At 71.7% G+C, this 12,994-nt stretch carries 12 protein-coding genes; 8 read left to right on the top strand and 4 right to left on the bottom strand.

Annotation, left to right across the window (positions count from 1 at the left end; all coding sequences use genetic code 11):
- The first annotated feature begins 170 nt into the window (after positions 1-170).
- Positions 171-1,181 (top strand): ABC transporter ATP-binding protein, encoded by a 1,011-nt coding sequence (locus tag BLW14_RS26110; RefSeq protein WP_093709609.1) that lies wholly within the window; start codon positions 171-173, stop codon positions 1,179-1,181.
- Positions 1,178-1,957 carry an ABC transporter permease gene (locus BLW14_RS26115; protein WP_093709610.1) on the top strand — a complete coding sequence of 260 codons (780 nt, stop codon included), beginning with the start codon at positions 1,178-1,180 and terminating at the stop codon, positions 1,955-1,957. Before BLW14_RS26110 ends, BLW14_RS26115 begins: the two co-directional genes overlap by 4 nt.
- 72 nt (positions 1,958-2,029) lie before the next feature.
- Here the strand turns inward: BLW14_RS26115 and BLW14_RS26120 are convergent, their stop codons facing one another.
- On the bottom strand, positions 2,030-2,872 hold the full coding sequence (locus BLW14_RS26120) for a siderophore-interacting protein (RefSeq protein WP_093709611.1): 843 nt from the start codon (positions 2,870-2,872) through the stop codon (positions 2,030-2,032).
- Between the two features lie 81 nt (positions 2,873-2,953).
- Complete coding sequence (locus BLW14_RS26125) at positions 2,954-3,862, bottom strand: 5'-3' exonuclease (protein ID WP_093709612.1); 909 nt, start codon at positions 3,860-3,862, stop codon at positions 2,954-2,956.
- 260 nt (positions 3,863-4,122) lie between these two features.
- On the opposite strand from BLW14_RS26125, the gene BLW14_RS26130 reads away from it, so the two are divergent.
- The 3 genes from BLW14_RS26130 (at position 4,123) to BLW14_RS26140 (ending at position 8,590) form a co-directional block, all read left to right on the top strand.
- Complete coding sequence (locus BLW14_RS26130) at positions 4,123-5,247, top strand: quaternary amine ABC transporter ATP-binding protein (RefSeq protein ID WP_177154100.1); 1,125 nt, start codon at positions 4,123-4,125, stop codon at positions 5,245-5,247.
- Entirely contained in the window at positions 5,240-7,873 is a 2,634-nt protein-coding gene (locus BLW14_RS26135) for an ABC transporter permease/substrate binding protein (protein ID WP_093709614.1), read from the top strand. The genes BLW14_RS26130 and BLW14_RS26135 overlap by 8 nt, the downstream gene beginning before the upstream one ends.
- Positions 7,874-8,044: 171 nt before the next feature.
- Positions 8,045-8,590: a helix-turn-helix transcriptional regulator gene (locus BLW14_RS26140; protein WP_093709615.1), complete on the top strand. Its 546-nt coding sequence runs from the start codon at positions 8,045-8,047 to the stop codon at positions 8,588-8,590.
- 26 nt (positions 8,591-8,616) lie between these two features.
- Here BLW14_RS26140 and BLW14_RS26145 read toward each other — a convergent pair whose 3' ends face one another.
- Positions 8,617-9,765 carry a TDT family transporter gene (locus BLW14_RS26145; protein ID WP_093709616.1) on the bottom strand — a complete coding sequence of 383 codons (1,149 nt, stop codon included), beginning with the start codon at positions 9,763-9,765 and terminating at the stop codon, positions 8,617-8,619.
- 71 nt (positions 9,766-9,836) lie between these two features.
- Between BLW14_RS26145 and BLW14_RS26150 the strand changes: the two genes are divergently transcribed.
- Positions 9,837-10,763 (top strand): LysR family transcriptional regulator, encoded by a 927-nt coding sequence (locus BLW14_RS26150; RefSeq protein WP_093709617.1) that lies wholly within the window; start codon positions 9,837-9,839, stop codon positions 10,761-10,763.
- A gap of 222 nt (positions 10,764-10,985) precedes the next feature.
- On the opposite strand, the gene BLW14_RS26155 is transcribed toward BLW14_RS26150, so the two are convergent.
- Complete coding sequence (locus BLW14_RS26155) at positions 10,986-11,444, bottom strand: winged helix-turn-helix transcriptional regulator (RefSeq protein WP_093709618.1); 459 nt, start codon at positions 11,442-11,444, stop codon at positions 10,986-10,988.
- A 142-nt stretch (positions 11,445-11,586) separates the two neighbouring features.
- Here BLW14_RS26155 and BLW14_RS26160 point away from each other — a divergent pair, with 142 nt between their 5' ends.
- Positions 11,587-12,504: a zinc-binding dehydrogenase gene (locus BLW14_RS26160; protein WP_093709619.1), complete on the top strand. Its 918-nt coding sequence runs from the start codon at positions 11,587-11,589 to the stop codon at positions 12,502-12,504.
- A 58-nt stretch (positions 12,505-12,562) separates the two neighbouring features.
- Positions 12,563-12,937 (top strand): DUF4267 domain-containing protein, encoded by a 375-nt coding sequence (locus BLW14_RS26165; protein WP_093709620.1) that lies wholly within the window; start codon positions 12,563-12,565, stop codon positions 12,935-12,937.
- Positions 12,938-12,994 lie beyond the last annotated feature (57 nt).

The raw sequence follows: 12,994 nt of genomic DNA on the forward strand, positions 1-12,994 counted from the left end.
TTGGAGCAGCTTCCGCCGGGGTCTCGAACCCCAAGCCGGACGGCCGCGGAGGCGGCCCGGGCCATCGAGGTGCGGCACACCCAGGATAGCCCGGCACTTCTCACGCGGACCGGCCCGGCCCGACGGCGTCCGAGCCCCGGACGCCCGGCCGACCACAGGAGAGCTCCGCCATGAGCACCCGTGCGCCCGCAGTCGAGGCGCGACAACTCGTCAAGACCTATCCGGGAGGGGTCACCGCACTGCGCGGCATGGACCTCACCGTCGCCCCCGGCACCGTCTTCGGCCTCCTCGGGCCCAACGGCGCCGGGAAGTCCACCACCGTCAAGATCCTCACCACCCTGGCCCGCCCCGACTCCGGGACCGCCTTTGTCGCCGGGCACGACGCCCTGGCCCACCCGGACCGGGTGCGCCGCGCGATCGGCGTGGTCGCCCAGAAGTCCGGCGCCGACCCGGTCGCCACCGGCCGCGAGAACCTGCTCCTCCAGGGCCGGCTGTACGGGATGCGGGGCGCCGCCGTGCAGCGCCGCGCGGACGGGCTGCTGGACCGGTTCTCCCTCGCGGACGCGGGAAAGCGCCTGGTCAAGGGGTACTCGGGCGGCATGCTGCGCCGTCTGGACGTGGCCCTCGGGCTGATGCACCGGCCCGAGGTGCTGTTCCTGGACGAGCCGACGACCGGCCTCGACCCGGAGGCCCGCACGGCGATGTGGGAGGAGATCTCCCGGCTCGCCGGCGACGAGGGCCTGACCATCGTGCTCACCACGCACTACCTGGAGGAGGCGGACCGGCTCGCCGAACGCATCGCGATCGTCGACCGCGGCCGGATCGTCGTCGAGGGCACCCCGGACGAGCTCAAGGGCGAACTGCGCGGCGACGCCGTCCATGTGGAGCTGCGCGCCGACGCCGGTCTGGAGGCCGTCACCGCGCTCGCCGGACTGCCCGGGGTGCACGAGGCGGTGGCCGAAGGGCGCCGCGTCAGCGTCCGGGCCGAGGACGGCGCCGCCGCCGTACCGGTGTTGCTGGCCGCCCTCGAACGGGCCGGGGCCACTGTCGCGGCGGCCACCGTCGCCCGCCCCTCGCTGGACGACGTCTACCTGCGCTACGCCGGCCGCCGCTTCCAGGACGCGGAGTCCGAGGGCGCGGCGACCACCCCCGAGCCGGCCCTCGCGGGAGGTGCCCGATGAGCGGTCAGGCCCTCGCCCACACGTGGTACATGACGCAGCGCCAGCTGATGTCCATCTTCCGGCAGCCCGTCTTCCTCGCGATCTCCCTGATCCAGCCGGTGATCTGGCTGTTCCTGTTCGGCAACCTCTTCCGGAAGGTGGTCGAGCTCGGCGGCTTCGGCACCACCTCCTACCTGGACTACCTCGTCCCCGGCATCGTCGTGATGAGCGCGCTCGGATCGAGCATGTGGGCCGGCACGGGCACCCTGGAGGAGATCGAGCGCGGCACCCTCAACCGCTTCCTCACCACGCCCGTCAGCCGCAACGCCCTGATGAACGCGAACGTCGCGCAGAACGGCATCGCCACCACCGCCCAGTCCGTGGTCATCCTGCTGCTCGGACGGGCGGCGGGCGCGGGCTACCCGGGCGGTGCCGTCGGGCTGCTGATCCTGGTCGTCGCCTCGATGCTGCTCGGCACCGTCTTCGGGGCGCTCTCCAACGCCGTGGGCATGATCGTCCGGGAGCGGGAGTCGATCATCGGCATCAACACCTTCCTGCTGATGCCGCTGACCTTCCTGTCCACGTCCTTCATGGCCCCGAGCCAGATGCCCGGCTGGATGCGGGACATCGCCACGTTCAACCCCGTCAACTGGGCCATGGTCGCCGGCCGTTCCGCACTCGGCCCCGCCCCTGACTGGTCACTGGTCCTCACCCGCTGCGGCGGACTGCTGCTGCTCGCCCTGGCGGCGGTGGCGCTGTCGACCCGGACGTTCCGCTCCTACCAGAAGTCGGTCTGACGGGCCGTACGGCGAAACGGCTGTGCCCCGGTCCGCGGGACCGGGGCACGGAAACCGGGCATACCGAAGGGCCTAGGCGGCGCTCTCCTGCTCGCGTTCCACCTGCTCGTTCCACTGGCGCTTGACGGAGCGCCAGGACTCGTCGTCGTGGCCGAGCCGCCAGTAGCCGGAGATCGACAGCTGGGAGGCCGGGATCCCGCGCTCAAGGCGCAGGTGGCGGCGGATGTCCTTCACGAAGCCCGCCTCGCCGTGGACGAACGCCTGGACGTCGCCGGCCGGGAACTCCAGGCCCGTCACGGCTGCTGTCAGCGCCTCGCCGACCGGGCGGCCGGCCCGGTGCAGCCAGGTGATCTCGACGCCGTCGGGCGTGGCGATCTTCTGCTCCTCAGCCGCGTCCTCCACCTCGACGAACGCGCGTACCACCGCACCCGCCGGCATCTGCTCCAGCGCGGCGGCCACGGCCGGCAGCGCGCTCTCGTCGCCCACCAGCAGGTGCCAGCCCGCCGAGGCGTCGGGGGCGTAACCGCCTCCGGGGCCCAGGAACGTCACCTGGTCACCGGCCCGGGCGCGCGCCGCCCAGGGCCCCGCGAGGCCCTCGTCGCCGTGCACCACGAAGTCGATCGCCAGTTCCCGGGCTGCGGCGTCCCACGAACGCACCGTGTACGTACGGGTGGTGGGCCACAGCTCGCGCGGGTACTCCTCGCGGATGCGGGCGATGTCGAAGGGGTGGGCGTAGTCCGCGCCCTCGGGTGCGAAGCACAGCTTGACGTAGTGATCGGTGTAGCCCGCGAGCGCGAAATCGGCGAGACCGTCACCGCCGAGCACCACCCGGATCATGTGCGGGGTGATCTGCTCGGTGCGCAGGACCTGCGCCCCCTGAGCCTTCGGTGCCCGCCGCTCCGGTCGTTCTGCCACGAGGTCTGCTCCCTGTTGCCGGAAATCGGGTGACCGTCGACCGAAGCCGACATTGGCCTTAGGGTTACCTAACTTAACACCTCAGGAGTGCAGTACGTCGAGCAGCCGTCCCACCGCTCCGCCCAGCCCCCACCGGGTCACGAGCGCGTCGAGAGCGGCCGGGTCGCGCGGCCCGGCGGGCAGTGCCGGGTCGAAGTCCGGCAGCGGTACGTCACCGGCGACCCGCACCACCATCGGCGCGACGGCCACATAGGCGCGGGCCTCGTCGAGCCGCTTGCGCTGCGACGGCGTCAGCTTCGCCGCCGGATCGTCCACCGCCGCCATGATCCCGGCCAGATCGCCGAAGGCGTCCAGCAGCTTCGCCGCCGTCTTCTCGCCGATGCCGGGCACGCCGGGCAGCCCGTCGCTCGGGTCGCCGCGCAGCAGCGCCAGGTCCACGTACCCGGGGCCGTCCACCCCGTACTTCTCGCGCAGCCAGGCCTCGTCCGTCAGCTGGAGGGTGCCGACTCCCTTCAGCGGGTAGAGCACCCGCACCCCGCGGGCGTCGTCCACCAGCTGGTAGAGGTCCCGGTCACCGGTCACGATGTCGACCGGCCCGGCCGCCCGGCCGGTCAGCGTGCCGATCACGTCGTCCGCCTCGTACCCCTCGGCGCCGACCCGGGCGATGCCGAGGGCGTCCAGCACGTCCGCGATGACCGGCACCTGCGGGGCCAGAGTGTCCGGCGTCTCCTCCTCGTCGGGCACGCCCGCCCCGGTCTCGACCGCCACGCGGTGCGCCTTGTACGTGGGGATGAGGTCGACCCGCCACTGCGGTCGCCAGTCCGCGTCCCAGCAGGCGACGAGGTCGTCCGGCCGGTGGTCCTGCACCAGCCGGCCGATGAAGTCCAGCAGCCCGCGCACGGCGTTGACCGGGGTCCCGTCCGGCGCGCGCACCGAATCGGGCACGCCGAAGTAGGCGCGGAAGTAGAGGGAGGCGGTGTCGAGGAGCATCAGGCGTCGCGTCACACGCCGATGATGCCGCACGGCACCGACAGCGGCCGCCGGGGACGCGGTTCCCGGAAAACCGTGACCCTTCATGTGATCCACGCCACTCTTGTGTTTGCTCCGAGTAAGCGAGGGCAGGCGCGCCATCGGAGCGGACCACGTCGCGTTTTCAACCAGTGCACGTGCCATGCGGACGGAATCCGTGCCGCTCCACGGTCTGCCGGCGGGGGTGGCAGACCGTTTTCGGTTCAACGCGTGAGGTGTATGTGTCCAGGCTGCAAGCCGAGCACTTGTACAAGGTGTTCGGCAGACGACCCGATCAAGCCGTGCAGAAGCTGCGGGGCGGTACCGACCGCGACGCGCTGCGCGCCGACGGAACGACCGCCGCGGTGATCGACGCATCGTTCACCGTCGAACCGGGCCAGATCTTCGTCGTGATGGGTCTGTCCGGCTCGGGCAAGTCCACCCTGCTGCGGATGCTCAACGGCCTGCTGGAGCCCACCTCCGGCCAGGTGCTCTTCGACGGCCAGGACCTGACCGCCCTGAGCCCCGCCGAGCTGCGCCACGTCCGCTCCACCAAGATCAGCATGGTGTTCCAGCACTTCGCCCTCTTCCCCCACCGGAGCGTCCTGGAGAACGCCGCGTACGGCCTGGAGGTGCAGGGCGTACCGCGCGCCGAGCGCAACCGCCGCGCCACCGAGGCCCTGGAGCTGACCGGTCTGGCCGGCTGGGAGAAGTCCTGGCCCGACGAGCTGTCCGGCGGCATGCAGCAGCGCGTGGGCCTCGCCCGCGCGCTCGCCACCGACGCCGACCTGCTCCTGATGGACGAGTCCTTCAGCGCGCTCGACCCGCTGATCCGCCGCGACATGCAGGACCAGCTCCTGGAACTCCAGAAGCGGCTGAAGAAGACCATCGTCTTCATCACCCACGACCTCAACGAGGCCATGCGCCTCGGCGACCGCATCGCCGTGATGCGCGACGGCGAGATAGTCCAGCTCGGCACCGCCGAGGACATACTCGTCACCCCGGCCAACGACTACGTCGCCTCCTTCACCCAGGACGTGGACCGCGCCCGGGTGCTGACCGCCGGCGCGGTCATGGCCGAGACGGACACCGTCATCGGCACGCTCTGCGACAAGGGCACGGAGATCCGCAGCGCCGACGACGTGCTGCGGGCCACCCCGGCCACCGTCACCGAGTCCACGCCGATCATCGAGCTGTTCACGCCCTGCTCGCAGAGCCGGGTCGCGGTCGCCGTGACCGACGACAAGGGCAAGCTCCTCGGCGTCGTGCCCCGGGAGCGGCTGCTCGCCGTGCTCGGTGAGCCGATGACGCCCGCCCAGGCTCCCCAGGACGCCGCTACCTCCCTGAAGAAGGTGGCCGGTGTTTAGGCTCCATCTCGGCGACTGGGTCGACTCCGCGGTCGACTGGCTGCAGACCCACCTCGCCTGGCTCTTCGACTTCATCAGCTCCGTCGTGAGCGGCATGTTCGACGGCATCGCCGCCGTCCTCTCCGCTCCGGCCCCCCTGCTCTTCGCGGGCATCGTCGCCGTCATCGCCTGGTGGCTGCGCGGCCTGCTCGCCGGAATTCTCGCGTTCGCCGGCTTCGCCCTCATCGACTCGGTCGAGTTGTGGGACGAGGCGATGGACACGCTGACCCTGGTGCTCGTCGCGACGATCGTGACGCTGGTGCTGGCCGTGCCGCTCGGCATCTGGGCCTCCCGCTCCAAGACGGTGAGCGCGGTGATCCGGCCGGTCCTGGACTTCATGCAGACCATGCCCGCCATGGTCTACCTGATCCCCGGCGTGATCTTCTTCGGCGTCGGCGTCGTGCCCGGCATCATCGCCACCATCATCTTCGCGCTGCCCCCGGGCGTCCGGATGACCGAACTCGGCATCCGCCAGGTCGACGGCGAACTCGTCGAGGCGGCCGAGGCCTTCGGCACCACCTCCCGCAACACCCTGCTGCGGGTCCAGCTGCCGCTGGCGCTGCCCACGATCATGGCGGGCATCAACCAGGTCATCATGCTGGGCCTGTCCATGGTGGTCATCGCGGGCATGGTCGGCGGCGGCGGCCTCGGCGGTTCCGTCTACCGCGCCATCGGCAACGTCGACGTGGGCCTCGGCTTCGAGGCCGGTGTCTCCATCGTCATCCTGGCCATGTACCTGGACCGGATGACCAGCGCCCTGGGCCGTGAGGTCTCCCCGCTCGCCCGCCGCGCGCTCGCCAAGGCGCAGTCGATGGGCGGCGGCCTGAAGATCTGGCATCACCGCCCGCAGCCCGTCGTCGCCGTCGCGGGCGTCGTCGCCCTCGCGCTCGTCGCCGGCGGCATGGGCGTCTTCGGCTCCTCGGACGACGAGTCCACGGCCGCGTCGGACCCGGCGAACATCGGGGCCGGCAAGAAGGTCAGCATGGGCTACATCCCGTGGGACGAGGGCATCGCCTCGACGTTCCTGTGGAAGGAGCTGCTAGAGCGGCGCGGCTTCGAGGTCGACGTCAAGCAGTACGAGGCCGGCGCGCTGTACACCGGCATGGCGGGCGGCCAGATCGACTTCGAGACCGACTCCTGGCTGCCGGTCACCCACGCCTCGTACTGGAAGAAGTACAAGGACCGCCTGGACGACATGGGCTCCTGGTACGGCCCCACCTCGCTGGAGCTGGCCGTTCCCACGTACGTCAAGGACGTGAAGTCCCTGGCCGACCTCAAGGGCAAGGCGTCCGACTTCAAGGGCCGGATCGTCGGCATCGAGCCCAGCGCCGGTGAGACGGGCCTGCTGAAGGACAAGATCCTGCCGGGCTACGGCCTGGACAAGGAGTACAAGGTCGTCGACGGCTCCACGCCGTCCATGCTGGCCGAGCTGAAGCGCGCGTACGCCAAGAAGGAACCGATCGTCGTCCCGCTGTGGTCGCCGCACTGGGCGTACAACCAGTTCGAGCTGACCAAGCTCAAGGACCCCAAGAACCTCTGGGGCAAGGGCGACGGCATCCACACGCTGTCCCGCAAGGGCTTCGCCGAGGACAACCCCGAGGTCGGCAAGTGGCTCGAGGACTTCAAGATGAGCGAGGACCAGCTCACCAGCCTTGAGGCCCAGATCCAGAAGAGCGGCTCCGGCAAGGAGCAGGAGGCCGTCCGCACCTGGCTGAAGGCCAACCCGGACGTCGCCGACAAGTGGACGCCCGTCAAGAAGTCCGCCCCCGCCAAGGGCGCGAACGGCAAGGACGAGCGCGACCGCGCGGTCGAGATGGCCTGGTTCCCCTGGGAGGAGGACATCGCCGCCACATACCTGTGGAAGGCCGTCCTTGAGGAGCGCGGCTACAAGATCAACCTCAAGCAGTTCGAGGTCGGTCCGATGTACACCGCGATGTCGCGCGGCCAGATCGACGTGCAGTTCGACGGCTGGCTCCCGTTCACCCAGAAGAACTACTGGTCCAAGTACGGCTCCGAGCTGACGGACATCGGTTCCTGGTACGGCCCGACCTCGATCGAGGTCGCGGTGCCCGACTACGTCAAGGACGTGAAGTCCCTGGCCGACCTCAAGGGCAAGAGCTCGAAGTTCAAGGGCCGGATCGTCGGCATCGAGCCCGGTACCGCCACGATGGAGAACCTCAAAAAGAACGTGCTCCCGGCCTACGGCCTGGACGACGAGTACAAGGTCGTCGACTCCTCGACGCCCGGCATGCTCGCCGAGCTGAAGCGCGCGTACGCCAAGAAGGAGCCCATCGCCGTCCTGCTCTGGACCCCGCACTGGGCGTACAGCGAGTACGGGATGACCAAGCTCCAGGACCCGAAGAAGGCGTTCGGCGAGGGCGACCGGCTGCACACCATCGCCTCCAAGGAGTTCCCGGAAAACTATCCGCAGCTGACGAAGTGGTTCAAGGACTTCAAGCTGAGCGAGAAGCAGCTCGCCGGCCTGGAGAACCAGATCCAGAAGCTCGGTACAGGACACGAGGAGGAAGCCGTGAAGGCCTGGATGGAGAAGAACCCGGGCATCGCGGACAAGATGGCTCCCCAGTAGGAGCAGGCACCGGCCCCGACCAGGGCCGCAGCCCGTGAAGGGGTGGGTCGCGCCGACGGCGCGGCCCACCCCTTCCGGCGTGACGGTGCGGTCACTTTCCGGGTCGTCCTGGCGTAACGGTGTGCGCGCGGCGCCCGTAACCGGGAGTATGGCGACGGGAGGGAGCCGGACATGGACGAGAAGGAAACACTCCGGGTGGGCGCCGCGGTCCGCCGACAGCGCAGATCCCTGGGACTCACCCTGGCCGCCGTCGCCTCGCGCAGCGGCCTTTCCGTACCGTTCCTCAGCCAGATCGAGAACGAACGCGCCAGACCCAGCGCCAAGTCCCTCGACCGGGTCGCCGAGGCGCTGGAGACCACCACCGCGCGGCTGCGCGCCGCCGCGGACTCCGCGCGCGCGGTCGACGTCGTGCGCGCCGCCCACGAGGACGGGGTGCACCGGGTGGTCCGCGGACGCCACCAGCTCAGCGCCCTGGAGTTCACCGGGGAGCTCGACCTCGGGCGCGAGTTCCAGCACCGCAACGACGAGATCATGTACGTCGCCGAGGGCGCCGCCGAGGTGGAGGCGGAGGGCCGGGCCTACCGGCTCGTCCAGGGCGACACCCTGTTCCTGTCCGGCGGGGTCCGCCACCGCTGGCGGGCCACCCTCCCCGGCACCCGGCTGCTGTGCGTCGCGGTCGCCGAACACATCGACGCGACGTCCGACCCGCGGCGCTGAGCGTCCGGGGGCCGACCGAAGCGTGCTCAGGCCGTGCGGGGCGCCACCCGGGCGGGCCGCTGCGGCGCCGCGAGCAGCGCGCCGCTGAGCAGCCCGCGCACCGTGCGCACCCCCGCCACCGCCCACGCCGACACCAGCAGCACGTACAGCGCGACGGCCAGCCAGGTGAACGCGGTCAGCCCCGTGTGCCGCGCCAGGCCCGCCGAACCCGTCACACACGTGCCGACGGGGAACGTGAAGCCCCACCAGGTCATCGAGAACGTCATCCCGCCCCGTACCGCCCGCCCCACCAGTGCCACGGCCAGGGCCAGCCACATCAGGGCGAAGCCCATCACCGGCACCCCGTACAGCACCCCGAAGGCCCGCAGAGCCGAGGCGTAGGGGCCCTCCACCACGCCCGGCGCCACATCGGCCAGCGCGTTGACCGCGGTCGTCGACTGGCCCAGCGGGCCGAGCACCAGGAACAGGGTGGGCGTCAGCGCGAGCGGCAGCGGGCCCCCGTGCACCAGCCGGCCGAAGACCAGCGGGAGCATGACCACCGTCGCCAGCAGGCTCAGCCCGAACATCGAGTAGCAGCCGAGCAGCAGCGCCTCGCGCCCCTGCCCCGGGGGCAGCTCCGCCACGAGCAGGGGGCCCAGCGCGGCCGACACCATCGGCGCCACCACCGGCAGCAGCCACACCGGGGACGCGGTGCCCGGCTGCGGCCGGTGGCGCGTGATCATGAGGTATGGGACCGCCACGGCCGCCACCAGGCCGGTCACCGTGCCCGCCGTGTACAGGACCACGTCCAGCGCGAGCGCCGCCGGATGCCCGATGACGTCCCTGCCGACGGCCATCCCGGAGCCCCCGACCGCGAGCAGCGCCATCGACAGGCAGCCGTAGAACGGCGCGACGGCCGGGTCCGCGAGATGGGCGCGCGCCTGGTCGGGGTGGGCCGCCCAGTGCCCGGCGCGGGCGGCCAGCACGGCGGCCAGCAGCAGCGCCGAGACCACCCACACCGCCGCGCAGGCACCGCGCAGCCCGGGGACGTGCACGGGCAGCGCGGCTCCGGCACTCGCGACGATCGCGGTGCCCATGACCGTCGCGTACCAGTTGGGGCCGAAGTGCCGCAGCGCGGGCTGCCGGGCGGCGCCGGAATACGGGGAGAACGTGCGGGTCCGGAGATAGGTGGCCATGCCACGATCCTCCCCGGCCGGGTCCGGGCCCCACCAGGGAGCACCGCTCTATGAGGTCATAAGGTGGACTTATGTCCAGCGAAGCTCCGACCCCCCTGTCCCACCGGGTGCCCGACCTCGGCGCGCTGGAACTGCTCCTCGCCGTCGCCCGGCACGGCAGCCTCGGCCGGGCCGCCCGCGACGTCGGCATCACCCAGCCCGCCGCCAGCAGCCGCGTCCGCTCGATGGAACGGCAGCTCGGCCTCGCCCTCCTCGACCGCTCGCCCCGGGGCTCCCGCCTCACCGACGCGGGCGCGCTCGTCACCGACTGGGCGCGCCGGGTCGTCGAGGCGGCCGAGGCGTTCGACGCGGGCGCCCAGGCGCTGCGCGACCGCCGAGACTCCCGGCTCCGGGTCGCCGCCTCCATGACCATCGCCGAGTACCTGCTCCCCGGCTGGCTCATCGCGCTGCGCGCCGAACGGCCCGGCACCGCCGTCTCGCTGCTCGCCGGGAACTCCGCGGTGGTCGCCGAGCGGCTGCTGAGCGGCGAGGCGGACCTGGGCTTCGTCGAGGGCCTGTCCGTCCCGGCAGGGCTGGACGGCACGGTCATCGCGCACGACCGCCTCGTCGTCGTGGTCGCCCCCTCCCACCCGTGGGCCCGCCGCCGCACCCCGCTGACCCCGGGGGAGCTGGCCGCGACCCCGCTGATCCTGCGCGAGCACGGCTCCGGCACCCGCCAGGTCCTGGACGCCGCGCTCGCCGTCCACGGCCCGCTGGCCCCGCCGCTCCTCGAACTCTCCTCGACCACCGCCGTCAAGGGCGCGGCGGAGAGCGGCGCCGGTCCCTGCGTCCTGAGCGAGCTCGCGCTCGGCGAGGAACTGTCCGCCCGCCGCCTGGTCAAGGTCCCCATCGCCGGCGCCCGGCTGCGCCGCCAGCTGCGCGCGGTCTGGCCCTCCGGCCACCGCCCCACGGGCCCGGCCCGCGACCTGCTCGCGCTGACCCGGTCGGAACCCTCCTGAGCTTCGGCCTGGTGTATTGACCCGCAGCGTTGTTGACGCGGCTGATCGGGGGGCGGCCTCCCAGTGCGGGGCCGATCCGCGCGGTTCCGAGCTTGCGGGACCGGCGCAGATCGCACACGTGGACCTCGATCGTGGCCGCCGTGCGGCGAGTTCCCGGACAGCTTCCACCACACCGGAGGTCTTCGCCATGATCAAGCCCGGCCGATGTCGCAACGCTCGTGGTCAACACACCTGGGGGGCGCCGTTCTTTCCCTGGTCATAGGCGTCGCGATGGGTGAGGACCTCCTCCATGTTGGTCTCCGCCCACTTCTTGATGTCCCGCATGACCTGCTGGAGCGAGTGGCCGAGATCGGTCAGCTCATAGCTGACGGTGACGGGCACGGTCGGGGTCACCGTCCTGGTCACCATCCCGTCCCGCTCCAGCGCGCGCAGGGTCTGCGTCAGCATCTTCTGGCTCACGCCCGAGATCCGGCGCGACAACTCGGAGAAGCGCAGGGGCCGCGCCTCTTCGACGGTGGACTCCCCGGGGCGCGGGCCGTCCCCGCCGAGCGCGGCGAGCACGAGGGCGACCCACTTGTCGGAAATCCGCTCCAGGAGCCGGCGGCTGGGGCAGAGCGCGAGAAACGCGTCGTACTCCCGCTTGGCCTCGGCTCGTCGCTCGGACGCGGTGCTGGTCGCCATGGGGGCAGTCATCTCCTCGGCGCGGTGACTTACTTACTTCAAGGTGCCTACTTCCCAGTGGTAACCGGGTTCTCCCATGCTGGTGTCCCGGAGCAGGGATGGCAAGACCCCACACGAGCCCTGCGGAAACCAGGAGTTGACGATGAATCAGGTACTTTCGCGGCGAGCCGTGGTCCGCGTTCCGTCCGGTCCCGAGTCCATCGAGACCGTCGAGGCGCCGGTGGCCGAGCCGGGGGCCGGGGAGATCCGAGTGAGAATCGCCGCTGCGGCCGTCAACCCGGTCGACCTGGGCGTGGCCTCAGGCGTCTTCCACCGGCTGGGCATGGTCCACCAGCCCGACTGGACAGGTCTCGGCTGGGACTTCGCCGGCACCGTCGAGGCCGCCGGGCCGGACGTCGAGCTGCGGGCCGGCAGCCGGGTCGCCGGCTTCCTCGACGGTTTCGACCGCGACCACGGCTCCCACGCCGAGCACCTCGTCGTCCCCGCCGCGAACGTCGCCGCCGTACCGGACGGAGTCGACCTCGTCGCGGCGGCCACGGTGCCGCTCAACGCCACCGCCGCCGCCCAGGCGGTCCACCTCGTCGGCGAGGCGCCGAGCGACGCCCGGCGGCTGCTGGTGACCGGTGCGGCCGGCGCGGTGGGCGCGTACGCCGCCGTGCTCGCCCAGGAGCGTGGCTGGCAGGTGACCGGACTGGCGCGGGCGGCCGACGAGCCGTTCGTCCGCGGCCTGCACGTCGACTTCACCACCGAACCCGGCCGGGGATGGGACGCCGTCCTCGACGCCGGAGCCCTCCAGGAGCCGGCCCTCGGGGCGGTGCGCGACGGCGGCCGCTTCGTGGGCGTGCAGCCCGCCGCCAGGCTCGCCGAGGAACGCGGCATCACCGTCGAGGTGATCTTCGCCCGCCCCGACGGCCCGCTGCTCGCCGGTCTGCTGGAGCGGGTGGCGGCGGGGCAGCTGCCGACGCGCGTCCACACCGTCGTGCCGCTCGACAAGGCGGCCGACGCCTACCGGGCGATGGCGGAGGGCGGCGTCCGAGGGCGGATCGTCCTCGTCCCCTGACGCCACGTCACGCGTACCCGACGACCACGACACCCTCTTACTTACGCAAGGACAGCCGATGCTCACCACGCTTGCCACCGTCGTCGCCGGTCTCCTCGGCGCGGGCCTCATCCTCATGGGCGCGAACGCCTTCGTCAGACCGCGGGACGCCGTCGGTTTCGGCATCCCCGGCGCACCGGTCGAGGACCTCGGATTCCAGTCCTGGCTGCGCGTGAAGGGGCTGCGGGAGATCGGGCCCGGTGTCTTCCTCTTCGTACTGATGGCCGTCGCGAGCTCGTCGGTCCTCGGTTGGTACCTCCTGGTGTTCGGCCTGATACCCGCCGGGGACGCGCTGGTCGTGCTGCGCAGCGGCGGGCCGAAGGCGACCGCGTACGGAGTCCACGCCTCGACCTCCGCGGTGATGCTGCTGACCGGCGTCGGACTCCTGGTCTGACAGGGCCGGCCCTGAAAAACGGGGCGACGCCGCCCGCCCGGTCACGACACCCTTGCG

Source organism: Streptomyces sp. 2131.1, assembly GCF_900105515.1.
Lineage (GTDB): Bacteria > Actinomycetota > Actinomycetes > Streptomycetales > Streptomycetaceae > Streptomyces > Streptomyces drozdowiczii.